Annotated in this window: 22 protein-coding genes and 1 pseudogene; 12 read left to right on the forward strand and 11 right to left on the reverse strand. The window is 70.0% G+C overall.

Annotation, left to right across the window (positions count from 1 at the left end; all coding sequences use genetic code 11):
* The first annotated feature begins 8 nt into the window (after window positions 1-8).
* Window positions 9-1,055: a D-alanyl-D-alanine carboxypeptidase family protein gene (locus IZR01_RS22465; protein WP_323747069.1), complete on the forward strand. Its 1,047-nt coding sequence runs from the start codon at window positions 9-11 to the stop codon at window positions 1,053-1,055.
* 55 nt (window positions 1,056-1,110) lie between these two features.
* Here IZR01_RS22465 and IZR01_RS22470 read toward each other — a convergent pair whose 3' ends face one another.
* Both IZR01_RS22470 and IZR01_RS22475 read right to left on the reverse strand, forming a co-directional pair.
* Complete coding sequence (locus IZR01_RS22470; RefSeq protein WP_194894523.1) at window positions 1,111-2,241, reverse strand: sensor histidine kinase; 1,131 nt, start codon at window positions 2,239-2,241, stop codon at window positions 1,111-1,113.
* 153 nt (window positions 2,242-2,394) lie between these two features.
* Window positions 2,395-3,060 carry a response regulator gene (locus IZR01_RS22475; RefSeq protein ID WP_194894524.1) on the reverse strand — a complete coding sequence of 222 codons (666 nt, stop codon included), beginning with the start codon at window positions 3,058-3,060 and terminating at the stop codon, window positions 2,395-2,397.
* A gap of 248 nt (window positions 3,061-3,308) precedes the next feature.
* On the opposite strand from IZR01_RS22475, the gene IZR01_RS22480 reads away from it, so the two are divergent.
* The 5 genes and pseudogenes from IZR01_RS22480 to IZR01_RS22500 all read left to right on the forward strand — a co-directional run bounded on the left by IZR01_RS22480 (window position 3,309) and on the right by IZR01_RS22500 (window position 7,763).
* A complete protein-coding gene (locus tag IZR01_RS22480; protein WP_194924997.1) occupies window positions 3,309-3,968 on the forward strand; it encodes an SDR family NAD(P)-dependent oxidoreductase in 660 nt (219 codons plus the stop codon).
* A 67-nt stretch (window positions 3,969-4,035) separates the two neighbouring features.
* Complete coding sequence (locus IZR01_RS22485; RefSeq protein WP_194925012.1) at window positions 4,036-5,133, forward strand: MerR family transcriptional regulator; 1,098 nt, start codon at window positions 4,036-4,038, stop codon at window positions 5,131-5,133.
* Window positions 5,134-5,274: 141 nt separating this feature from the next.
* Window positions 5,275-5,973, forward strand: a complete 699-nt coding sequence (locus IZR01_RS22490; RefSeq protein ID WP_194924998.1) for a response regulator transcription factor — start codon at window positions 5,275-5,277, stop codon at window positions 5,971-5,973.
* Window positions 5,966-6,768, forward strand: a pseudogene (locus IZR01_RS54330) (sensor histidine kinase). Before IZR01_RS22490 ends, IZR01_RS54330 begins: the two are co-directional and overlap by 8 nt.
* 119 nt (window positions 6,769-6,887) lie before the next feature.
* The gene (locus IZR01_RS22500) at window positions 6,888-7,763 is read left to right on the forward strand and encodes an MBL fold metallo-hydrolase (RefSeq protein ID WP_194924999.1); all 876 of its coding nucleotides are present in this window, start codon (window positions 6,888-6,890) and stop codon (window positions 7,761-7,763) included.
* Between the two features lie 73 nt (window positions 7,764-7,836).
* Here IZR01_RS22500 and vanX read toward each other — a convergent pair whose 3' ends face one another.
* The 3 genes from vanX to IZR01_RS22515 are packed head-to-tail and all read right to left on the reverse strand — an operon-like array spanning window position 7,837 to window position 10,437.
* Window positions 7,837-8,445, reverse strand: a complete 609-nt coding sequence (gene vanX / locus IZR01_RS22505; RefSeq protein WP_194894529.1) for a D-Ala-D-Ala dipeptidase VanX — start codon at window positions 8,443-8,445, stop codon at window positions 7,837-7,839.
* A complete protein-coding gene (gene vanA, locus IZR01_RS22510; RefSeq protein WP_194925000.1) occupies window positions 8,442-9,479 on the reverse strand; it encodes a D-alanine--(R)-lactate ligase in 1,038 nt (345 codons plus the stop codon). Before vanA ends, vanX begins: the two co-directional genes overlap by 4 nt.
* On the reverse strand, window positions 9,472-10,437 hold the full coding sequence (locus IZR01_RS22515) for a D-isomer specific 2-hydroxyacid dehydrogenase family protein (protein WP_194925001.1): 966 nt from the start codon (window positions 10,435-10,437) through the stop codon (window positions 9,472-9,474). Before IZR01_RS22515 ends, vanA begins: the two co-directional genes overlap by 8 nt.
* Window positions 10,438-10,553: 116 nt before the next feature.
* Between IZR01_RS22515 and IZR01_RS22520 the strand changes: the two genes are divergently transcribed.
* Window positions 10,554-11,984 carry a UDP-N-acetylmuramoyl-tripeptide--D-alanyl-D-alanine ligase gene (locus IZR01_RS22520; RefSeq protein WP_194925002.1) on the forward strand — a complete coding sequence of 477 codons (1,431 nt, stop codon included), beginning with the start codon at window positions 10,554-10,556 and terminating at the stop codon, window positions 11,982-11,984.
* Between the two features lie 116 nt (window positions 11,985-12,100).
* On the opposite strand, the gene IZR01_RS22525 is transcribed toward IZR01_RS22520, so the two are convergent.
* The 4 genes from IZR01_RS22525 to IZR01_RS22540 all read right to left on the reverse strand — a co-directional run bounded on the left by IZR01_RS22525 (window position 12,101) and on the right by IZR01_RS22540 (window position 16,442).
* The gene (locus tag IZR01_RS22525; RefSeq protein WP_194925003.1) at window positions 12,101-12,691 is read right to left on the reverse strand and encodes a LeuD/DmdB family oxidoreductase small subunit; all 591 of its coding nucleotides are present in this window, start codon (window positions 12,689-12,691) and stop codon (window positions 12,101-12,103) included.
* Window positions 12,688-13,953: a 3-isopropylmalate dehydratase large subunit gene (locus tag IZR01_RS22530; RefSeq protein WP_194925004.1), complete on the reverse strand. Its 1,266-nt coding sequence runs from the start codon at window positions 13,951-13,953 to the stop codon at window positions 12,688-12,690. Before IZR01_RS22530 ends, IZR01_RS22525 begins: the two co-directional genes overlap by 4 nt.
* A gap of 1 nt (window position 13,954) precedes the next feature.
* Window positions 13,955-14,821 (reverse strand): isocitrate lyase/PEP mutase family protein, encoded by an 867-nt coding sequence (locus IZR01_RS22535; protein WP_194925005.1) that lies wholly within the window; start codon window positions 14,819-14,821, stop codon window positions 13,955-13,957.
* Window positions 14,822-14,921: 100 nt separating this feature from the next.
* Window positions 14,922-16,442, reverse strand: a complete 1,521-nt coding sequence (locus IZR01_RS22540) for an MmgE/PrpD family protein (protein WP_194925006.1) — start codon at window positions 16,440-16,442, stop codon at window positions 14,922-14,924.
* A gap of 67 nt (window positions 16,443-16,509) precedes the next feature.
* On the opposite strand from IZR01_RS22540, the gene IZR01_RS22545 reads away from it, so the two are divergent.
* The 4 genes from IZR01_RS22545 to IZR01_RS22560 all read left to right on the forward strand — a co-directional run bounded on the left by IZR01_RS22545 (window position 16,510) and on the right by IZR01_RS22560 (window position 20,580).
* Window positions 16,510-17,307 (forward strand): IclR family transcriptional regulator, encoded by a 798-nt coding sequence (locus tag IZR01_RS22545; RefSeq protein WP_323747072.1) that lies wholly within the window; start codon window positions 16,510-16,512, stop codon window positions 17,305-17,307.
* 20 nt (window positions 17,308-17,327) lie between these two features.
* On the forward strand, window positions 17,328-18,101 hold the full coding sequence (locus IZR01_RS22550; RefSeq protein ID WP_194894538.1) for a class I SAM-dependent methyltransferase: 774 nt from the start codon (window positions 17,328-17,330) through the stop codon (window positions 18,099-18,101).
* A gap of 56 nt (window positions 18,102-18,157) precedes the next feature.
* The gene (locus IZR01_RS22555; protein ID WP_194925008.1) at window positions 18,158-19,567 is read left to right on the forward strand and encodes a S41 family peptidase; all 1,410 of its coding nucleotides are present in this window, start codon (window positions 18,158-18,160) and stop codon (window positions 19,565-19,567) included.
* 77 nt (window positions 19,568-19,644) lie between these two features.
* Complete coding sequence (locus IZR01_RS22560; RefSeq protein WP_323746337.1) at window positions 19,645-20,580, forward strand: EamA family transporter; 936 nt, start codon at window positions 19,645-19,647, stop codon at window positions 20,578-20,580.
* A 46-nt stretch (window positions 20,581-20,626) separates the two neighbouring features.
* Here the strand turns inward: IZR01_RS22560 and IZR01_RS22565 are convergent, their stop codons facing one another.
* Complete coding sequence (locus IZR01_RS22565) at window positions 20,627-21,415, reverse strand: SDR family oxidoreductase (RefSeq protein ID WP_194925009.1); 789 nt, start codon at window positions 21,413-21,415, stop codon at window positions 20,627-20,629.
* Between the two features lie 94 nt (window positions 21,416-21,509).
* The gene (locus tag IZR01_RS22570) at window positions 21,510-22,085 is read right to left on the reverse strand and encodes a TetR/AcrR family transcriptional regulator (RefSeq protein WP_194894540.1); all 576 of its coding nucleotides are present in this window, start codon (window positions 22,083-22,085) and stop codon (window positions 21,510-21,512) included.
* Window positions 22,086-22,286: 201 nt separating this feature from the next.
* On the opposite strand from IZR01_RS22570, the gene IZR01_RS22575 reads away from it, so the two are divergent.
* A partial coding sequence (locus IZR01_RS22575; protein WP_194925010.1) for a thioester domain-containing protein occupies window positions 22,287-23,389 on the forward strand: 1,103 nt, incomplete at its 3' end.

Raw genomic sequence — 23,389 nt, forward strand, 5'->3', positions numbered from 1 at the left:
GTCGGAGGGTGAATCCGACTCGCGAACGAAACTCCGTCCGTCCGGCGGGCTGGCTCCGCCGACGCCGCCGCGCGGTGATACCGGTCGTCGCCGTCGCCGTCGGCCTGACCGCCGCCGGCGCCGCGATCGCCGTCGCCGCGCGCCACAGCGACCAGCGGCCCGCGCTCACGTCCGCGACGACGTCCGCGCCGGCGTCCGAGGCGGCATCCGCGTTCCAGCCCGCTCCGGCGCCGGTCTCCACCGACCTCGGCTCCGGGGTGACGCTGCCGTGGCCGGCGCAGGGTCAGGCGGCTGTCGAGGTCGAGGGGCTCGGCAGCCTGGGCACCAACGGGGAGCAGAAGCCGGTCCCGATCGCGAGCGTCACCAAGGTGATGACCGCCCTGGTCGTGCTGGCGGACCACCCGCTGGACGGCGACGATCAGGGCCCGATGATCACCGTCGACGCCAAGGCCGCGAGTGAGGCCTCTGATCCGGAGCAGTCGACGGTGCGGGTGGCCGCGGGCCAGAGGTTCAGCGAGCACGACCTGCTGGAGATGATGCTGATCCCGTCCGGCAACAACATCGCCCGGCTGCTGGCCCGCTGGGACGCCGGGAACGAGCACGCCTTCGTCGCGAAGATGAACGACGCCGCGCGCCGCCTGGGCATGACCGACACCACCTACACCGGTGCCAGCGGCTACGAGGAGTCGACCAAGAGCACGGCGGTCGATCAGCTCAAGCTCGCCAGGAAGGCGATCACCGACCCGGTCTTCGACCGCATCGTCGCGATGCCCACGGCCACGGTGCCCGGCCTGCGCAGCCGCCTGTTCAACACCAACACCCTGCTCGGTGCGGACGGCGTGGTCGGTATGAAGACCGGTTCGAGCACCCCAGCCGGCGGCGCTTTGATGTGGGCGGCGCGGCAGTCCGACGCCGACGGCAAGACGCACCTGGTGCTCGGCGTCGTCCTTCAGCAGCGTCAGGGCTCCACGTCGAACGACGACCTGCGGGCCGTGCTGGCCAACAGCAGGACCCTGATCCAGGGTGTGGCCCAGGCAGTCGCCTCGATGCACTGAGAACACAATGAGGGGCTGCAATGAGGGATGCGCTGAGGACCCGGGCGCCGCGGCGTCAGCGCGAGTTCCCGTGGTTCGGAACGCTCAGCTTCACCTCGTACCCGCCGTCAGCGGTCGGCCCGGCGTGCAGCGTTCCGTCCAGCAGCTCGGCGCGTTCCCGCAGCCCGATCAGGCCCTGCTGCGAGCCGGGCAGGGCTAGCGAGGGACGCGTCGCGGGAGTGTTGGCGACCGTCACCCCATACGCGTCCGGCCCGTGCCACAGCCGCACGGTCGCGCTCGCGCCGGGCGCGTGTTTGCGAACGTTGGTCAGCGCTTCCTGCACCGTGCGATACACCGTGCGCTGTGCGGGAGTGCCGACGGACGCCGGGAGCTCCCCGGTCAGCTCGGCCGGAATCCCGCTGGACGCCACCAGCCGTTGAAGGTCGGCCAGGGTCGGCTGGGGCGTGAGTTCGGTGGTGCGGCCGCCGGAGGCGCGCAGCAGCGTCACCATGTGCCGTAGTTCTTCCAGGGTTTTGACGGCCAGGGAGCGGATGGTCTGTGCGCCGTCCCGGCCGACCGGGTCCTGAGTCGCGATCTGGAGCGCGCCGGCCTGCACCGCGATCAGGCTGACCTGGTGCGAGACCACGTCGTGCATCTCCCGGGCCAGCTGTGCGCGCTCGCGGGTCACCACGGCCTGCGCGTGCAGCAGCTGCTCGTGCTCGCGGGCCTGCTCGATCTCGGCCAGCCGGGCCCGCAGGTCGCGCTGAGTCTGGACGAGCTGGCCCAGCAGGACCGGCGCGGCGGCGGCGGTGAGTGCGTAAGCGAAGTAGATGACGGTCCACAACTGGGGGTCCGAAGCGCTCCCCTTGAACGACGAGGGCACGGCGGAGGCGACGGCCGAGGCCAGGGCCGCCACGACCAGCAGGCGCCGGTTGCGGGATTGCTCGGCCAGCGTGAACAGCGACGCCAGCGGGGCGAAGACGATGTCCAGGACGCAGTTGGCGGGCAGGGTCAGCAGCAGCGCCACCCACGGCAGCCGCCGCCGGACCACCAGCCCGGCGACGGACAGCACGGCCAGGACCCAGACCAGCGCCGAGGCGCCCTCGCCCGACAGGCTGACCCAGGTGTCCAGCGCGGAGACCACGATGATCACGGCGTCCACCGCGGGCAGCGGGATCCGGGCCCACCACTGCCGGGAGGCGTTCATCGCGGCATCACTCCATCCGCCAGCACGCCGTCACGCGGTCATGCCGGTGTGGCGACTGTGCCCACTGTGCCAACCGCACCGACCGCCCGCGTGGCAGTGCGGTCGGCGCGGTGTGGAACACCCTCACCGGTACTCGCGCGGCGCGGAACAGCCTCACCGGTACTCACCGCCGGTGTCCGTCAGCAGCCCGGCGCGCTGGGCCAGCAGCGCGGCCTGGACCCGGCTGGTCACCCGCAGCTTGCTGAGGATGGCGCTGACATGGTCCTTCACAGTGCCGGTACTCAGGTGGACCCGCGCGCCGATCTCCGCGTTCGACAGGCCCTCGGCGACCAGCAGCAGGACGTCGCGCTCCCGCTCGGTCAAGCCGCCGATGCGGGTCAGCGCCTCGTCCTCGGCCGGGTCGGCGGTCGGGAATGCGCGGACCATCGCGTGCGAGGCCTTGGGCGACATGACGATCCCGCCGGCCGCCAGGGTGCGCACCAGCTGAGCCAGCTGCGCCGGATCGGTGTCCTTGAGCAGGAAGCCCGCGGCGCCGGAGCGCAGCGCGGTGAGGACGTACTCGTCGGTGTCGAACGTCGTCAGCATCGCCACCACCGGCGGCTCGGGGAACGCCTGTAGACCGCGCAGCACGGTCAGCCCGTCCACGTCCGGCATCCGGATGTCCAGCAGCACCACGTCCGGACGCTGCTCGCGCACGGTCTCCAGCGCCTCGCCGCCCACCGCCGTGGCGACGACCTCGATGTCCTCGGCGGCGTTGAGGATCAACTCGAAGCCGGAGCGGATGAGCGCTTCGTCGTCCACGACCACTACGCGGATCACCAATGTTCCCTTCGACCGGGCTGAGACTTGTCGTTCCTGAGGCTAAGGCCGCCGCGCCGCCGCACCACGGCGCCGGGCGGCAGAGTAGCCATTCGGCGTGTCCTCTCCAGCCGTTCGGCGGGGCGGGACATTAATACCCTTACCGTATCGACAGGGACCGGATCGGTCCTTCAGCGCAGCTCCGCTCCCGTGTTGACTGGCAAGCAGCCGATGACTGGCAACCACCCGATCGCCCAAGGAGACCCGCCATGAACAAGGGATCCGCACTCATCGTCGGCGTCGGCCCGGGCCTGGGCCTGGCACTCGCCCAGGCCTTCTCCCAGGACGGCCACCCGGTCGCCCTGATCGGCCGCAACCGCGAGCGGCTGACGCAGTACGCCTCCACGCTGGCCGCCGAGGGCCGCACCGCACGCCCCTTCCAGGCCGACGCCGCCGACGCCGACCAGCTTCAGTCGGTCTTGCGGGACGCCGTCGACACGCTGGGCGCGCCGGAGATCCTGATCTACAACGCCGCCCGCCTCGCCCCCGACACCCCCGTCGAGCTGGACGCCGACGCCTTCGCGCACCGGCTCGCGGTGAACGTCACCGGCGCCGTGGCCGCGACCCGCACCGTCCTGCCGCTCCTGGCGCACGGCCGCGGAACCCTGCTGTTCACCGGCGGCGCCTTGGCGCTGCACCCCTCCCCCGAACGCGTATCACTATCGGTCGGCAAGGCCGCACTGCGCGCCTACGTCCAAAGCCTGCACGAGTTCCAGAAGGGGACCGACGTGCACGTGACCACCGTGACCATCGCCGGCGTCATCGGCGGCGACGACCCGCGCTTCGCTCCGAAGGCTCTGGCCGACGCCTATCTGGATCTGCATCACCAGCCGCGGGACCAGTGGCAGGCCGAACTCCTCTACAGCTGAATACCCAGTGCTTGACCCTCACGCAACGTCAGACGGCATAGTCAGGGCCGTGGAAGAGCACCTGACCGTGGGACGCGTGGCCGACCTGGCCGCGGTGACCGTCCGCACCCTGCATCACTACGACGAGATCGGCCTCGTGCAGCCCTCGGCCCGCACCGCGGCCGGGTACCGGGCGTACTCGGCGGGTGACGTGGAGCGGCTGCGCGAGGTCCTGGCCTACCGACGGCTGGGGTTCGGGCTGCGGGAGGTCGCCGACCTGGTCGGTGACCCGTCCACGGATGCCGTCGCGCATCTGCGCCGGCTGCGCGGTCTGCTGCTGGAGCAGCGGGAGCGCGCCGACGCCATGGTGGCGGCGATCGACAGGGAACTAGCGGCACGTGCGAAGGGGATGACTGTGACGCCTGAGGAACAGCTGGAGATGTTGGGCGCGAAACTCTACGACGCGATCGGCGGCGCGTACCCCGCGACCCGGCGCACCGATCCGCGGATCGCCGCGCAGATCTGGGACGCGCTCGGGGATGCGGAGACTGTGTTGAACGTCGGGGCCGGTACCGGTTCCTACGAACCGGTGGACCGCGACGTGACCGCCGTGGAGCCGTCGGCGGTCATGCGGGGACAGCGTCCGGCCGACGCGGCGCCATGCGTGGCCGCCGCCGCGGAACACCTGCCGTTCGAGGACCAGTCCTTCGACGCGGCGATGGCCATCTCGACCGTGCACCACTGGAGCGACCCGATCGCCGGGCTGCGGGAGCTGCGCCGCGTCGCGCGGCGGGTAGTGGTGCTCACCTTCGACGCCAGCTCGCGCGGGTGGCAGGACCGGTTCTGGCTCACCCGCGACTACCTGCCCGAGTTCGCCGGCGTCCTCGCCGACTTCCCGCCGCTGCCCGGGATGGCCGACGCGATCGGGGCGCGTACGGAGCCGGTCCCGATCCCGTGGGACTGCGCCGACGGACTGTTCGAAGCGTATTGGCGCCGGCCCGAGGCATATCTGGAGGATCCGGTGCGGCGGGCGGTGTCGGTGTGGACGCGGGTCGGACCGGAGCCGGAGCGACGGGCCATCCGGCATCTCGGCGACGATCTCGCCTCCGGCCGCTGGGCCGAGCGGAACCGGGAGCTCACCGAGCTTGAGGCCGCGGACTTCGGGCTGCGGCTGCTGGTGGCCTGAGCTCGCGCTTGCTGGTGGCCTGAGGTCGCGGTTGCTCGTTGCTTGAGCTCGCGGTTTCTAGTGGCCTGAGCTGGGGCTTTGTCTTCCACCCAGCATTTTTCGGTACACGGACGATATGCGTCGGCTCGTACTATCGGGATCATGCGCGTGCTAGTCGTCGAGGATGAGCTCTACATGGCCGAGGCCATCCGGGATGGTCTCCGTCTGGAAGCGATCGCAGCCGACCTCGCCGGTGACGGCGACACCGCGCTGGAGCTGCTGAGCGTCAACTCCTATGACCTCGCGGTGCTCGACCGCGACATCCCCGGGCCCTCCGGCGACGAGATCGCCGAGCGCATCATCGCCTCCGGCAGCGGCATGCCGATCCTCATGCTGACCGCCGCCGACCGGCTGGACGACAAGGCCTCCGGGTTCGGGCTGGGCGCCGACGACTATCTGACGAAGCCCTTCGACCTGCGGGAGCTGGTACTTCGGCTCAGGGCCCTGGACCGGCGGCGCGCGCACAACAGGCCGCCGGTCCGGGAGATCGCGGGGCTGAAGCTGGACCCGTTCCGCCGCGAGGTCTTCCGCGACGGCCGCTACGTCGCGCTCACCCGGAAGCAGTTCGCAGTGCTCGAAGTCCTCATCGCGGCCGAGGGCGGGGTGGTCAGCGCCGAGGAGCTGCTGGAGGGGGCGTGGGACGAGAACGCGGATCCGTTCACCAACGCCGTGCGGATCACCGTCTCGGCGTTGCGCAAGCGGCTCGGCGAGCCCTGGGCGATCGCGACCGTGGCCGGGGTCGGCTACCGCATCGACGCGACCGGCGGCGACGAAAGAACAGTGGGGGCAGCGCATGGATAGGGCCCCGGGCTGGAGCATCCGCCTCAAACTCACCCTCAGCTACGCCCGGTCTGGTCATGCTCGCCGGCTCGCTGCTCATAGCGGTGGCGTGGGTGTTCGCGCTGCGCTGGCTGCCGAAGCACGACGATCCCAACGCCGTCATAAGGGCCCACCCGGGCTCGATAGTCGTCATGACCGGGCCCACCCGCAGCCAGCTCATGACCGGCTTCGCCCCCGCCGCGGTCGTGGCGCTGGTCTTCCTGCTCCTGCTGGGTCTGATCGGCGGGTGGCTAGGCGCTCCTGGTGCTCAGCCGCGCCAATCAGGGCACGTTCCAGCGCGGCGAGGTCGATCTGTCGCTGGTCGCCGAAGAAGCCGCCGAGATCATGCTCCCGCTCGCCGAGAAGAAGGGCGTCCTCGTGGAGACGGCCGGCGAGATGGCGGCCGCTGTGGGGTCCCAGGCGCTTCTCCAGCAGCTGGGGACGAATCTGGTGCACAACGCGATCGTGCACAATCTGCCCGGGCGCGGCCGGGTGTGGGTGAGGACCGCCGTCAGCCCCGAAGGCGTGGAACTGAGCGTGGAGAACACCGGCGAGGTCCTGACCGCGGAATCGGTGTCCACGCTCACCGAACCGTTCCAGCGCGGCACCGAGCGCATCTACGGCGACCAGGCGGGCGTCGGCTTGGGCCTGGCGATCGTGAAGAGCATCGCCGTGGCGCACGGCGGGTCGGTCGCACTCACCCCGCGGACCGCCGGCGGGCTGTGTGTGACGGTCCGGCTGCCCGCCGCGCCGCATGCCGCGCTTGTCCCTCACTAAGCGTGAGAACAGAAATAACCAATAGAGTCAACGGTTTCCCGACGTTTGTTTTAATTTCCGGCGCGTGATACTTCCTGTGGACGTTCGCCGTCCTCAGTTCGCGCGAAAGGGAAATCGCCATGACCGAGACCCTGTGGCACATCGATCAACGCTGCACCAATTGCGACGTGGCCCGGCAGTACGCACCGGAACTCGTCGCCGAGGTGGACGGCCTGTCAACGGTCGTCCGCCAGCCGGGTACCCAGGCCGAGGAAGCGGCGCTGTACGCGGCGGCGTTCGCCTGTCACACGCGATCGATCCGGCGCGGCGCACGAGGATTGGACCCGGCGCACGATCCGTTCCCGCTGCCGCTGACCGAGCACGTGTATCTGTGCGGACACAACTCGCCGCACACCGCCGGCGCCAACGCCTACCTGCTGCGCCGGCCGGCCGGAAACCTCATGATGATCGACACGCCGCGCTTCAGCCGTGCCCTGGCCGAGAAATACGCCGCGCTCGGACCGGTGACCGACATACTTCTCACCCACCGGGACCACGCCGCGCACGGCCGCGAGTACGCCGACCGGTTCGGCGCCCGCCTGTGGATCCACGAGGGCGACCTGGCCGCCGCACCCGACGCCGACCACGTCCTGCGCGGCACCGAGCCGACGCCGATCGCCGACGGCGTGATCGCGCACCCGCTGCCCGGGCACACCCTGGGCAGCGTGCTCTACGTCGCCGACGACACCTACTGCTTCAGCGGCGACAGCATGTACTGGTCCAGGAGTTTGGCCGACCTCGCCGTGGCCGAGTCGGTCACCTGGTACTCCATCACCGAACTGGCCGCGTCGCTGGCCCGCACGGCGCCGCGGCTGCGCTTCGCGTGGATACTCCCCGGCCACGGCGACCGCAAGCAGCTGCCGCCCGAGGAGTTCGCCCGGCGCGTCCAGGACTTGGCCGAGCACACCGCGCGCCTCAGGCCGCGACCCATCGACTTCGCCGCCGTGCGGTGGTGATCCCGGAAGCGCGTCGCCGTCGTCGTCGCCACCACCACCGTCGTCGTCGTCGTCAGTAAACGATCGGGAAGTATTAAGCGATCGGGAAATCGAAATACGTATCCGGGTAAGGCTCGTTCTTCAGCGTGTAGTGCCACCACTCGCTGTCATAAGAGCTGAACCCGCTGGCCTGCATAATCCGGCACAGCGCTTCGCGATTCCCGGTCTCGACATCCGTTATCCCGGCAGCCCCGTGGTGCGAGATGACGTCCATCAAATCGTGCCCGCCGCCCATCGGCGCCAGCTCGCCGCCGTCCAGCTGATACAGCGTCAAGTCGACGGTGCTGCCCCGGCTGTGGCCGGATTTCGCGGCCACGTAGCCCTGCTCGATCATCGCCGCGCGCTCGATGTTCGGGTAGTGCCGGGGCTTCGTGCGGCCGTCCTCGGGCTGCTCCGACCAGCGCAGGAAGCAGTCCACGGCGCGCTGCGGGCGGTAGCCGTCCCACAGCACCAGGCCGAAGCCGAGGGATTCGGCGCGCTGCTGGGCCTGCTCCAGGCCGGCACACAGGGCAGTGGTGCCGACGATGCGGTTCGCCAGGTAGCCGTCGACCGGCTTGCCGACGAAGTTGTCCCAGGTCGCGTACTTCGCGTCCCAGCGCACGCCGGGAACGATCTGGTCCACGAACACGAAGTCGTCGTTCATCGGGCCTCCCCCGTCAGCGTCAGCGTCACCAGTCGGTCCAGGACGTCGCCGAGCGGGAACCCGGCGGCCGCCATCATTCGCGGGTATCGACTGTAGGAGGTCAGTCCGGGGAAAGTGTTCACTTCGTTCAGAACGACCGTCCCGTCCGCCTTGAGGAACAGGTCAACGCGTGACAGTCCCCGGCAGCCCAGCACCCGGTAGATGGTCTTCGCGGTCTCCTGGACCAGCACCCGCGATTCCGGGGCGATGTCGGCCGGGACGATGAACGTCGCGTTCTCCGAGCCGGCCTCCGGCGAATCCTCCTGATGGATCTTGAAGAAGCCGTGTGTCAGCGCCACCCGGTCCACCTCGCCGACCAGCAGGTCCAGATCGTCGCCCAGGACGGCGCAGCCGACCTCGCTGCCGACCACGGCCGCCTCGATCAGCACCTTCGAGTCATACAGCCGCGCGGTCTGCACCGCGGCCGCCAGGTCTTCCTCGCGGGACACCTTGCTGACCCCGAACGAGGAGCCCGAGCGGGCCGGCTTCACGAAGACCGGGTAGCTGAGCTCGTCGGGATCGGCCTTGTCGTCGGGCGTGACGATCCAGAAGTCCGGCGTCGCGATGCCCGCGGCCCGCACGACGAGGTAGGTGAGCGACTTGTCAATGCACAGGGCGGAGGTCTGGATATCGCATCCCGCGTAAGGGATGCCCGAGAGCTCCAACAGACCCTGGATCACGCCGTCCTCCCCGAGCTTGCCGTGCAGCACAGGCAGCACCACGTCCAGACTGATCATGTCATAACGCCCCCGGTCCAGGACAAGTAGTCCAGGCGCGGTCCGGTCCGGCGACAGGACGGCCGGGTGGCCCGCGGCCTCCCAGCCTTCATCAGGGTTCTCCCACAGCTTCCAGGCGCCGCTTTGCGTGATGCCGATGTAGAACGGCTCATATCTTTCGGTATCGAGGTGCTTGGCGACGTTCCGCACCGATTTGACCGAGACGGGATGCTCTTCGCCGACGCCCCCGAACAGGATTCCGATCCTCAGCCTAGCCATGCCGATTCCCGCTTTCGAATTTCAGACAGTTGATGATGGAGTTCTCCACGGTGTCGCGCAGCGCGCGATCCGTGTAATAGGCCGTGTGCGGGCTGATGAGCACGTTCGGCAGTTCTTGCAGCCGCAACAGCGGTTTTCTTTCGATGGGATGATCGCGGCGGTCGGCATAAAAGATGCCCTCCTCGCCTTCGATGACGTCCAGTGCCGCGCCGCCCAGTCGGCCGCTTTCCAACGCCGAGAGAAGGGCCTCGGTATCGATGAGCGGACCGCGTCCCGTGTTGATGACGAACGCGTCGTGCTTCATCTGCTCGATGCGCTGGCGGCTCAGGAGATGATGCGTATCCGCGTCCAGCGGTGTGTGGAGCGTGACGATGTCGCCGCGCTTCAGCAGTTCGTCGAGGGAGACGTAATCGGCGGCGGTCTTGGGGCTGCGGTCGAAAGCCAATATCCGACAGCCGAAACCGCGCAGCCGGCCCAGGACGGCGGCGCCGATGCGGCCCATGCCGATCACGCCGACGGTCAGGTCGCGGAGCTCACGTCCGCGCACGTCGTGGAGCCGGTAGTCGTGCTCGTCGGCTCGGCGGATCGTGGATTTCGCGTGCCGCAGCGCCATGAGCATCAACATCAGCGTGTAGTCGGCGACGCTGTCCGGCGAGTAGCGGACGTTTTCCACCGTGATGCCAACGCTTTCGGCGTACTGCACGTCGATGTGGTTGTATCCGATGCTTCTCGTGGAAATATATGTGACGCCGATGCGGCTGAGAGCGCGAAGCGTGGAGTCCGTGACCTGGGTCTTGTGGCCGACGCTGATGCATCGATTTCCGGATGCCAGCTCGGCATTGGCCTCGGATAACGCTTCTGGACAAACGGTTGGCGCGATATCGAAACTCGGCGCCAGCTCCTGGAACAGGGAAGACTCATCCTGTCCGCATCCATAAGCTGTGATTCCGGTGGTCATCGGGTTCGGGTCGGCTCGCTGTAAATCATGAGTTCCAGTCAAGGCGGCGTGCGGTTGCCGCTCCGTATCCGGATTTCGATATGCCGGCAATAGGCGGCACCGCTTTGACTGGCCGCATGATCCCCCTCAACCTCAGCGAGATCGCCGCCATCGTCCGCGGGACCGTCGCGGGCGACGCCGCCGTGACGGTCGCCGCACCCGCCGTGCTCGACGGCCGCCGGGCCGAGCCGGGCGGCCTGTTCGTCGCCTTCGCCGGCGCCAGTGCGGACGGGCACGCGTACGCCGAGCAGGCTGGGCGGGCCGGTGCGGTGGCGGTGCTCGGGTCGCGGGCCACGGCGCTGCCGACGGTGGTCGTCCAGGACGCTCAGGCCGCGCTCCAGGCGCTCGCCGGGCATGTTGTGGCGCGGCTGCGAGGTGGGCGCGGCGCTGGCGGTGACGGCAACGGCGACGGCAGCATCGGAGAGCGCAGCCTGACCGTCGCCGCGCTGACCGGATCCCAGGGCAAGACCAGCACCAAGGACCTGCTGGCCGCGGTGCTCTCCAGCCGCGCGCCGACCATCGCCACGATCGGTTCGCAGAACAACGAACTCGGCGTCCCCCTCACCATGCTGCGCGCCGACGCCTCGACCCGTTTCCTCGTCCTGGAGATGGGTGCCCGCCACGTCGGCCAGATCGCCGAACTCACCGATCTGGTGGCGCCCGACATCAGCGTCGTCCTCAACGTCGGCCAGGCGCACATCAGCAAGTTCGGCTCCCGCGAGGCCATCGCCCAGGCCAAGGGCGAGCTGGTCCAGGGCCTGGCGCCCGGTGGCACCGCGGTCCTCAACGCCGACGACCCGCGCGTCGCCGCCATGCGCTCGCTGACTGACGGCCGGGTCCTCACCTTCGGCCGGGCGCCATCCGCCGACGTGCGCGTACTCGACCTGACGCAGGACCCGCGCGGTCGCCCGACCTTCACCCTGCGCACCGCCGACGCCTCAGCCCGCGTGGCCCTACCGGTCGTCGGGGCGCACCTGGCCCTCAACGCCGCGGCGGCCGCGGCCGCGGGCCTGGCCGCCGACATCCCCCTCCACGCCGCCGCCCAGGCGCTGACCACCGCCTCACTGACGAAGGGGCGCATGGAACTACGCGACCTCCCCAACGGGGCCACCCTGCTCGACGACTCCTACAATGCCAACCCCGACTCCACCCGCGCCGCCCTGGACGCCCTCGCGGCGATCCACGCCGAGCGCCGCATCGCAGTGCTCGGCGAAATGCTGGAGCTGGGCGACACGAGCGAGACGGAGCATCGCGGCATCGGGGAGTACGCCGCCGCGCGCGCCGATGTGGTGGTGGCGATCGGTGACGCGGCGCGGGCTATCGCTGACGGCGCGGGGGCGGGGGCAGGAGCGCGGACCGAAGCACAGGCGCGGGCAATGGTGGTGACGGTGGCGGACAACGACGCGGCGGTGGATTGGCTGCGGGCCCATGTCGCGGCTGGGGATGTGGTGCTGGTCAAGGCTTCGCGGGGTGGGCGGATCGACGAGGTGGCGTCGGCGTTGGGGTAGGGCGAATCAGACCGGTTCACCAGCGCCGCCCAGCCACGCACGCAGCTCCGCGGCCCCGTCGCCAACCAGATTCGCCGTGTGTGCCGGATGCGGCAGGATGCCGGGCGCGAGCTGCCTCACGCGCCGCTCCCCTGCCCGGCAGCCGCCGCCGACGGCGAGCTCAGGACGTCCGCCAGTTCGGCCGGCAGGTATCCCTGTCGGGCGAGTCGGGCGAGGACTCCGCCGCCGGCGATGATCTCCAGGACGAGGTCGGGAAGCACCGGAACGGTGCCGGAGATCTGCGTGGTCTGATTCGCCCAGCTGCCGGCGGCGAGGTCGACGGCCGCGATATCGCCGTCGTGGAAGACCTCCGTCGCGCCGGGCACCGTCATCGCGGGGAGCCCGGCGTTGACAGCGTTGCGGAAGAACAGCGAGTTGAACTCCTCAGCGATCAGCGCCGCGACGCCGAGCTGCCGGAACAGCGCGGCCACCGGACGCGAAGAACCCAGGCCGAAGTTGCGCCCCGCAACGACGATGTCGCCGGGTTGCACCTGCGCGCTCCAGCCGGGGCGGACGTTGTAGAAGACCTGTTTGGCGGCCTCGGGGATGTCGAGCTTCATGGCGTCCGGCGGGTACATGTCGTCGGTGGTCAGGCCGTGGCCGAAGACCCAGACGCGTCCGGTGACATGCAGTGCCCCGGCCTGAGCCGCCGTCGGCGAATCGCTCATCGTGCCGCCTCCTCGCGCGCGTCGGCGATATGCCCGGCGATGGCGGAAGCGGCGACCGTGGCGGGGGAAGCCATGTAGATCTCCGCGTCCGGCGAGCCCATCCGGCCGGTGAAGTTGCGAGTGGACGAGGTCAGGCACACCTCGCCCGGCCCGACCACCCCCATGTGGTAGCCGAAGCACGCGCCGCAGGTGGCGTTGGTGACCACGGCACCGGCGTCGGCGATGTCCTGTAGGTAGCCCAACCGCATCGCGTCGCGGTAGACCTGCTGGCTGGCCGGGGTGACGATGAGCCGCACGCCGGGCGCCACCTGCTTGCCCCGCAGCACCTCGGCGGCGATGCGCAGGTCGTCGAGTTGGCCGTTGGCACAGGAGCCGATGAAGGCCTGGTCGATCTTGCGGGCTTCGATCGCGGTGACGGGCAGACCGTTGCGAGAGACGGTCCCGGGCCGGGCGACGTACGGCACCAGCGCCGAGAGGTCGATCTCGCGCACGTCGGCGTAGGCAGCGTCCGGGTCGGCGTGGGCGGGTTCGAACCCTGCGACGCCGGGCGCACCGACACCCAGCGCATCGAAGTAGGCGGCGAGCACGTCGTCGTAAGCGAAAGTCGAGAAGTCAGCAGAGACTTCAGCGCCCTGGGTGGCTATGGTCCGCCGATCGTGCAGCGGGATCGACGCCAGGCCGGGGCCGCCGTACTCCAGATTGTGGTTCGTGGCGTCGCCGTACTCGTTCGCGATGTGCAGGAAGACATCCTTGCCGCCGACCCCGGCGGGCAGCTCGCCGACCAGCTCGTAGCGGATCGTCGGCGAGACCTGGAACCAGGTGCGCCCGGTACACAGGATCGAGTACACCTCCGCCGGCCCGAGCCCGCGCGCCGCGGTGTTGTACGCACCGGCGGCGCAGGTGTGGCTGTCGGTGCAGGCCAGCACCTCGCCGGGCCGGGCCAGGCCGTTCTCGGCGATGACCTGGTGGCAGATGCCGTGCCGGCCGACGTCGTAGAACCGTTCGATGCCGAAGTCGGCGGCGAACTTGCGGGCGTGCGGGCCGCCGGCCGCGTCCTTGATCGTGGGCGCGGGCACCGCGTGGTCCATCACGATCGCGACCTTGTCCGGGTCGGCGATCCGCAGCGGTGGCACCCACATCGTGGCGAATTGCAGGTCGATCAGTACGGTCAGGTCGACGTCCACGGTCACCGTGTCGCCGACGCCGACCGCGTCCAGACCGGCCTTGCGAGCCAGGATCCGCTCGATCATCGTCATGCCCATCTCAGACTCCTCGGTACTTCTCGCCGAGCTCGAACCACTCGGCCATTCCGACGAGATTGAAGAACTCCTCGGGTTTGGTCGGCAGGAACTCGTCGGGCTTGATCCCGCGCAGCTGGCACAGCGCGGTCAGGGTGCCGAGCGCGCTGTGTACGAGCGCCGCGGAGGGGTGGATCGCGACAGCGAAACCGAGCTGCTCAAGGCGTTCGGCGGACTGCTCCGGGGTGAGGCCGCCGATGACCAGGTTCAGCAGGAGCGGTGCCTGGACTTCGGCGGCGATCCGCTCGACTTCCTCAGTGCTCTGCGGCGCCTCCACGAACAGGATGTCCGCACCCTCGGCCGCGTACCGGTTCGCCCGGGCGATCGCCGCGTCGATGCCCAGCGGACCGCGGGCGTCGGTGCGGGCGATGACCAGCATCCCGTTATCGGAGCGGGCTTCGAGCGCGGCCCCGAGGGTGCGGGCGAAGTCGTCGGCGCCGACCAGTTCCTTGTCGGGCAGGTGGCCGCAGCGTTTCGGGAACGCCTGGTCCTCCAGCTGGATCGCGGCCACCCCGGCGTCCTCGTACTCGCGCACGGTCCGGATGACGTTGATCGGGGCCCCGTAGCCGGTGTCGGCATCGGCCAGCAGCGGCACGTCGCCGAGCGCCCGCACCATCATCCGGGCCCGCTCGGCCATCTCGGTCTGGGTCACCAGGCCGATGTCCGGCAGCCCGAATCCGGAGGCCGCGACGCCGGCGCCGGTGAGGTAGGCGGCGACGTGGCCGGTGCGCTCGGCCAGCTGGGCACTGATGCCGTCGAAGACGCCCGGGGCGACGATGAGCTGCTTGCTGTCGAGCAGCGCGCGCAGCCGGGCGCGGGCCGGTGTGGTCATGACTCCTCCTGGGCGAGTGGGGTACGCGGGAGCGGGGTAGGCGGGAGCGGGGCACGCGGGTCGCGCAGCAGGCTGCGGATCGAGATCGACTCGCCGCCCATCAGTCCAACGCCCTGCCGACCGCCGGGGCCAGCAACGCGACCAGCGGCCCGATCGAGGGCGCGTCCTCGATCCCGCGCACCGCCTCGACGATCGCGGCGGCCCGGTCGGGCTCCATCACCCGGTCGGTGAGACTGCGGAACTTGGCGACCACTTCGTCGTCGGTGATCGGGTCGATGGGGCTGCCGTGCGGGGAGATCACCTGCTCGGCGTCGGTCGAACCGTCGGTGAAGGTGAGCGCGAGGTGGGTCTGGAAGCGTTCGGTGAGCGGCAGTTCGTCGATCGACCGGTCCAACGTGACGTGGGTGCGGTCCAGCAGCTGCCAGACGTCATCGGCATCGAGCCGGGCGGCGGTGAACTGTTCGGGCAGCGCGGTGCCGTCCAGCAGCGTGACGGCGGTGGCGTAGCCGATGTTCATCTGGCCGCCGATCGCCTCCAGCGGGCGCCGCGGCTGCCACCAACCGTGGTGGTAGACCACGTCGCCGACGCGGATGTCGATGCGCTCGATCCCGCGTCCGCCGATCCGCTCCCGCAGCGCCTGGGCGGCCTGGACGGCGCCGTGCAGGCCGCCCATCACGGCCCAGGACTTCACCATCACCATGGTGGTCTCCCAGCTCTCTCCCAGACCCCTGACAATCGCCTCGACATCCGTCGGGTGGCCTTCGCCGTACACCGCCACGTATCCGCCGTATTCGCGTTCGAAGACCTGGTCGATCCCGGTGTAGCCGGTGGCCGCGAGCGCCGCGGAGTAGAAGCCGTTGCGGGCCGCGAATCCGTGCTGCATCCGCTTGCCCATCGCCTCGTACTGCGCCGACATCAGCCCCGCCGACTGGGTCGCGGCGAAGCCGAGGGCGTCCTCGGTCTGCGCCGGGTCCAGGCCGCGCAGTTTGGCGCACGCCGCCGCGGCCGAGGAGGCGCCGAAGACCGGTCCGGAGTGCCAGCCGCGGGAGAGCATCTCGGTGCCGCCGATCGAGGCGCCGACCCGCGGACCGACCTCGAAGCCGACGATCGAGGCCAGCAGCAGGTCCCGGCCGCTCACCGCGCGGCCGACCGCCGGACGGCTGCTCGCCGCGCCGCCGCTGACCGCGCCGCCGCCGACTGCACGGCCGGTCTCCGCGCAGCCGGTCTCCGCAGAGCCACTCCCCGCGCGGCCGGTCTGGCTGGCCGTGGCCAGCAGCGCCGGCACCAGCAGCGAGGCACTGTGCAGCGGCGCCAGCGGATGGAAGTCGTCGAGCTCGAAACCCTGGATGTAGCTGCTGTTGAGCAGCGCGGCGCCGGCCGGCGTGGTGGTCCGGCCGGTGCCGATGACCACCGCGTCGCCGCTGCCCTCGATGCCCAGCACGGCCTCGGTCGCCAGCCGGGACCAGGGCAGCTGCGCACCGACCAGCGCGCAGCCGAGGCCGTCCAGGAGCAGGTGGGCGGCGCGGGTGCGGACGTGCCCGGGGACGTCGTCCCAGGCGAGGTCGTGGATCCAGGCGGCGAGGCGTCCGGTGACGCCGGCGGGGTTGGACGGTGCGCTCATGGGCTCATTGGCGCATGCCCCTGCCCGCCGTCACCACCTAACTTGCACAATATGCAAGTATGGCCGCGTGAGCACAGCGCTGCGGGGACTCCAGGTGCTGGAAGCGCTCGCCGGCATGCGCCAGCCGGCGTCATTGCGCGCGGTCGCCGACCGCATCGGGCTGTCGCAGTCCCAGACCTTCCGCGTCCTGCGCGAGCTGGAGCGTGACGGCTACCTCGACCACCTGGGACGCAGCGGCTACCGGCTGGCCGGCCGGTCGGTAGCGCTGGCCACCCTGATCGGCCCGCGTCCGGCGCTGCTGCGGGCCGTCCAGCCGGTCATCACGCGGCTGGCCCACCTCACCGGCGAGGCGGTCGTGCTGCATCTGCGCTCCGGCTCGACCCGCGTCCTGGTACTCGGCGTGCCGGCGCCCTCCGGGCCGATCCTCGACCCGGCCGGTCTGCTCGGCGAGCGGTCGCCGTTGGCCGTCGGGGCCAGTGGCCGGATCATCCTGGCGTATCTGCCCGAGCAGGAGTTGCTCACCACAGAGCTTGGATCCCTTACGCCACAACAGTTGGCGGCGATCCGCGACCGCGGCTACGAGGCCTCCTTCGGCGAGAACCATCCCGGCGTCAACGGGGTGTCGGCGCCGCTGTTGGCGTATCGCGGGGACGTAACCAACGGGGATCCAGAGGGCGAGGACGCGGATCGCGACGGCGAAGCCCTCGGTTCGATCACCATCGCCGGACCGGCCGAACGCCTGTCCGAGCGCGATTTCCCCCGCCTGCTCCCGATGCTGCTGGCCGCCTGCCGTGACCTGGGCCCCCGGCTGGCGTCGATCCTCGGGCCGGATCCCGGTTCGACCGTCCAGGCCTTGGACCTGTAAGGGCCTATAGGGTCGTTCGCATGACACAACGAACCACCGACGGCAGCGCCGGAGACGCGGATTACGGCACCATCGGCACCAGCTACTCCGCCTACCGTCAGCCGGAACCGCGTATCGGGGCCCTGATAGAGCAGGCCCTCGCGGGGGCGCGGACGGTCGTCAACGTCGGCGCCGGGGCCGGTTCGTACGAGTCGACGGCCTTCGAGGTGACCGCGGTCGAGCCGTCGGCCTCGATGCGGGCCCAGCGCCCCGCGCACCTGCCGGCGGCGATCGACGCCACCGCCGAGCACCTGCCGTTCCCCGACGACGCCTTCGACGGCGCCATGACCACGTTCAGCGTGCACCAGTGGAGCGATCTGAAGGCGGGGCTGCGGGAGATGCGGCGGGTGGCCAGCGGCCCGGTCGCGGTGCTGACCTGCGACCCGGATCTGGTGCGCGACTTCTGGCTCTACGAATACGCGCCGCTGGTCCTGGACACCGAGGCCCGGCGCTACCCGGCCATCGACACGATCGCCGAGGCGTTGGGCGGGAACGTCACGGTGACGCCGGTGCCGATCCCGGTGGACTGCACCGACGGCTTCAACGAGGCGTACTACGGCCGCCCGGAACGGCTGCTGGACCCGGCCGCGCGGCAGTCGTGCTCGGCGTGGAGCTTCGTCGACGCCGAGACCAGTGAGCAGTACACCGAGGCGCTGCGCCGGGATCTGGAATCCGGTGCGTGGGACGCGCGCCACGGCCGTCTGCGCGCCCAGCCCTCGCTGACCGGGTCGCTGGTCCTGGTGCTGGCCCGGTAGGCAAGATGGGGGATAGCACGGTGTTGTAAAGGTGCGCTGAGGACAAGCATCGACTCGTGACGAAATACACGAGCCTGACGACGGCCGCGGTGCTGGCGACGTCCGTGCTGGCCGCGTGCGCGATGACCGCGGGGCCGGCGTCGGCGACAACGACCTCGGCGGCGGCCTCGCCCGCCCCCAACGCCGACCACCGGCTCGACGGGGTCTGGCGTGCCGACGGGTACGGAACCATCCTGCGCATCACCGGCACCACGTTCGAGGCCTACGACACCACCGCGATCAGCTGCCTGCGCGACCCGCAGATCGAGGACGACGGCGTCTCGACCTTCACCGCGGGCCCGGGACCGGACCGGGCCCGCTGGCACATCGACTCGAACGTCAACGCCCGCACGCTGATCCGGCTGCCGGCCCTGCCGGCGGCCTGCACCCAGCCGACCCCGGCGACGCCGATCGAGACCTTCGACGTGTTCTGGCAGACCTTCGCCGAGAACTACCCGTTCTTCGCACAGCACGGCGTCGACTGGAACCAGGTCTACGCCGCCTACCGGCCGCAGGTCACGGCCAAGACCACGGACGCGCAGTTGCGGGACATCCTGGCCGCCATGATCAAGCCGCTGAACGACGCGCACGTCGGGCTGGTGCCCGACGGACCTCCCATCTTCACCATCCGTCCCGGCACGCAGTTCCCATCCAGCCAGCTCGACGACCAGGCGGTGGCCCTCATCGAGCACGCCGACCTGCCGCCGACCCCCGGCTCCCCCGCCCCGGCGTTGCAGACCTGGTGCCAGGGCCGCGTCGGCTTCGCCGAACTGCCCGGGCAGGTCGGGTACCTGCGCATCTCCGGATTCACCGGCTTCACGTCGCAGGACACGTACGCGGCCAACGCCGCCGCGTTCAGCGCCGCGCTCGACGACATCTTCACCGCCGAGCGCACCGGCGGACCGGACCATATGCGGGGCCTGATCCTGGACCTGCGGGTGAACGGCGGCGGCGACGATCCACTCGGGCTGACGCTGGCCTCGCGGCTCACCGGGAGCACGTTCTTCGCGTACGCCAAGCAGGCCCGCGACGATCCGGCCGATCCGGACCGCTACACCGTTCCGCAGCCGCTCCTGGTCCATCCTTCGACCACGCCGCACTACTCCGGGCCGATCTCGATCCTGACCAGCGGCTCCACGTTCAGCGCCGGGGAGACGATCACGCAGGCGCTGCTCGACCGGTCCCCGCGTCCGGTGGTCGTGGGCGAGAACACCCAGGGTGTGTTCTCCGACCTCCTGGACCGACAGCTGCCGAACGGCTGGACGTTCGGGCTGCCGAACGAGAAGTACCTCAACCCGCTCGGGCGCACGTACGACATCACCGGGGTCCCGCCGGACATCAGGGTGCTGACATTCACACCGGAACAGTTCGCGGACGGTACCGATCCGGCGTTCCAGGCGGCTTTGCACACGCTCAGCGCAGGCTGAACCAAACGCACACTGGCCTAAACACACGCTGACGTAAATCGGAGGCACGCGCCGCATCGATCGTTCACAATCCACCCGTGGCTACCTTCAGCATCGGCGAGGCCGACAGCGGTCCGGCACCGGCACCGGCACCGTCCCGGTCGCCCCGATCAGGCCCGGCCGCGCTGGCCGGCCGGGCCCTCGGCGCGGTGCCACCGACGCTGCTGGTGCTGCTCGGCACGCTCAGCGCGCAACTCGGCTCGGCGCTGGCCACGCACCTGTTCGGCGCGGTGGGCAGCTTCGGGGCGGTGGCGCTGCGGCTGTTCTTCGCCTCGGCGACGCTGATGCTGTTCTGGCGGCCGTCGCTGCGGATGGACCGGCGGGCGTGGGGCGCGGTGATCGCGTACGGCGTGGTGCTCGGCGGGATGAACCTGTGCTTCTACCAGTCCCTGGCCCGCATCCCGCTGGGCATCGCGGTGACCACCGAGTTCCTGGGCCCGCTGACGGTGGCGCTGGCCGGCTCGCGGCGCTGGCTGGACGCGTTGTGGGCGGTGCTGGCCGGCGGCGGGGTGCTCCTGCTGACCGAGGGCGGCGGCGAGCTCGACTTGGTCGGCGTCCTGTTCGCCCTCGGCGCCGGCGTCTGCTGGGGCCTGTACATCCTGGCCGGCGCCGCCTTGGGCCGGCACACCAGCGAAGGCGACGGCCTGGCGCTCGGGATGGCCGTGGCCGCGGTGGTGACCGTGCCGTTCGGCGTGGCCGACGGCGGCGCCACGCTGTTCCGGCCGTGGGTGCTGGCCTTGGGACTCGGCGTGGCGCTGCTGTCGTCGGTGGTGCCCTACTCGCTGGATCTGGAGGCGCTGCGGCGGATTCCGCCGCGGGTGTTCGGGATCCTGATGAGCCTGGAGCCGGCGGTCGCGGCGCTCATCGGGTTGGTCGTGCTCGGGGAGTCCCTGGGCTGGTCGCAGTGGGTCGCGGTGCTGTGTGTGGTCGCCGCTTCGGTCGGGGCGACGCGTGGGGCCCGGTCGGGCGAGTAAGGGCTCTTAGACGCGAGTAAGCGATGCGGGTAAGCGCCTTTAGACATCACGCGGCCTTGAGGGTCCCGCCGTCGATGACGTAGTCGGCACCGTGGATGTTGGCCGCGCGGTCGGACAGCAGGAAGGCGACCAGATCCGCCACCTCCGCGGGCTCGCTGAACCGGCCCGAGGCCACGCCGGCCTGGCCGGGCAGGCTCGCGAGCAGGTCGGCGTGGCTCACCCCGAAGGCGTCGGCCACCTTGCCGCCGAAGCGGCTCGGGTCGGTCCACAGCGGGCTGGAGACCAGGCCCGGGGAGACGGTGTTCACCCGCACCCCGCGCGGAGCCAGCTCCTCGCTCAGCCGCTTGTCGAACTGGTTCAGCGCCGCCTTGGCCTCCGCGTAGCCGACCGGCGCGTTGGTGGACACGCGGGCGTTGATCGAGGAGATGCCGACGATCGCACCCCGGCGCTCCAGGATGCTCGGCAGCGCCGCCTTCGTCGTCCACACCGCGCTGAACAGGTTGAGGTCGAAGATCCGCTGCCACTGCTCGTCCTCGACGTCGAGGAACCCGCCGAGCTCTATCCCACTCGGGTCACCCCCGCCGACGTTGTTGACGAGGAAGTCGATCCCGCCGACGGCCGCCAGCCCCTGTTCCACGGCCGCCCGCGCGCCGTCGCGGGTACTGAGGTCGACGGAAGCCGTTGCCGCGGCGGCCTTTTCGAGCTCCGGGGTGACGGTCCGCGCGGCGCCGACCACCCGCACCCCCTCCGCGGCCAGGGTCTGCACGATCGCCAGGCCGATGCCGCGACTCGCGCCGGTGACGAGCGCGGTCTTGCCGGTGATGCCGAGGTCCATGGTCTTTCCCTCCGATAGTTCTTGAACTACAGGTCAAAAATCAGGGCATGAGAAGGGCAGGCGCATTCAGACGCGCACTAAGCAAACGCGCGTCTCAGAGGCCTGCTAAGGCGGTGTCGATGATCTGGTACAGGGCCTTCCGGTCGAACGTCATCGCCATGGTCCGCAACCCGGCGAGCGTCGTTTCCAAGTAGAGCCCCTGCGCCCGCGCATTCAGCGCCCGATCGACGTCGCCGTCGCGCTGCCCTTGTTCGAGGCGCGCGGCGAAGAGCTCGACCATGCGCTGTTCCATACGGAGCACGGCCCGCTTGGCCGCCTCATCGTGGCCACCGATCTCGGCGACCGCGTTCTGGGCCAGGCAGCCGCGGCGAACCGGGCCGTCCAGGTCCATATCGACGAGCAGGACGAGCAGCGCGCGGATGCGTTCCTTGGCCGTGCCAGGCTCCGACAGAACCTGCTCGGTCACTTCGGCGCCGACCTTGTTGTAGAGGTCCAGGACCTTGCCGAACAGCTCACGCTTGGAGCCGAAACAGTGGTACAGGCTGCCTTTGCCGACGCCAGTGGCCTCGGCGAGGTCGGCGGGGGACGTGTCGGCATAGCCCTTGGTCCAGAACGTTTCCATCGCCTGCGCGATGACCACGTCCGGTTCGAAGTTCTTCGGCCTGCCCACAGGGTTCACGGTAGCACCGTTTTTGACTCCGGGGTCAAGTATGCGGCACGAACCCGTTCCCGATGGCCCAGTCCACGCAAGAGAACAGAATCACTTAGGGGTAAGGGAGCGAATTCGCCGTCCATCTAATAGCGTATGCGTGTTCTGGGCACCGGTTTGGTCTTCATACGGTGTCAAAGCGACGTAAAGGGATGGGGATCCATGCAGAAACCGACGTCCACGAACGGACGGAGAATCGCCGCCGCCATGTTCATCGGCGCCGCATCCACCGCGATGGTGGCGGGCACGGCGCACGCGGACGGGACGACCACCGGCGGTCAGACCTCCGATGGCGGCGTGACGGGTGCGACGTTCAACAACAGCAAAGACGGCAATATGGTCGCCATGACCGACAAGGCCGACCCCGCGGAGCTGATAGGTCTGAAGGTACCGGGTGGCGGTCAACTCTGGACGTACTGCATCCAGGAGAAGGTCGAGCTCCAGGAACTAGAGACCTATGACGAGCACGACTGGACGTCGGAGAGCCAGCGGATCGGCATAGACCAGCAGCACCTTGAGGGGATCAAGTGGATCCTCGACAACTCCTTCCCGCAGGTCGACGCCACCACGCTGGCCGGCACCGCGGGCGTCAGCGGGTTGAGCGACAAGGAAGCGGTGGCGGCCACCCAGGCTGCGATCTGGACCTTCTCGGACTCCACCGGCAAGCTCAAGCTGGACGCGAACGCGGAGAAGGACGCGCAGAATCTCGGCGACCCGGGCAAGCCCGACGACCCCAACAAGGATGTCAACGGCTCGCACGTCATCGACTTCTACAACTGGCTGATGACCCAGGCCACCGGCCACATGAACGACACCGGCCAGCCGCAGTCCTCGCTGAGCATCACCCCGGCCTCGAAGGCCGCCCCGCAGGCCGGTGGCAAGGTCGCTTTCCAGCTGAGCAGCAACACCTCCGGCTCGTTCATATCGGTGACCCTCGCCGACCCGGGCAAAACCGGCGCCAAGCTGTTGGACGCCGACGGCAAGGCAATCTCTGCCAAGCAGACCTTCAAGAGCGGCGACACGGTCTACGTGCAGCTGCCGAACACACCGACCAACGGCGACGTCCACGTGATCGCCTCGGGCACCGTCACCAACATCGATGCCGGCAGAGTCTTCGTCTCCCACGACGGCAGGCCCTCGCAGAACCTGATCCTCGCGCAGGGACAGAGCGCACCCGTCTCTGCGACTGCCGACGTCAAGTGGGCCCCGCCCACCTCACCGCCCACCACGACCCCCACCAGCTCGCCGTCGACAGCGCCGAGCAC

The sequence above is a fragment of the Catenulispora pinisilvae genome, assembly GCF_015356865.1.
Lineage (GTDB): Bacteria > Actinomycetota > Actinomycetes > Streptomycetales > Catenulisporaceae > Catenulispora > Catenulispora pinisilvae.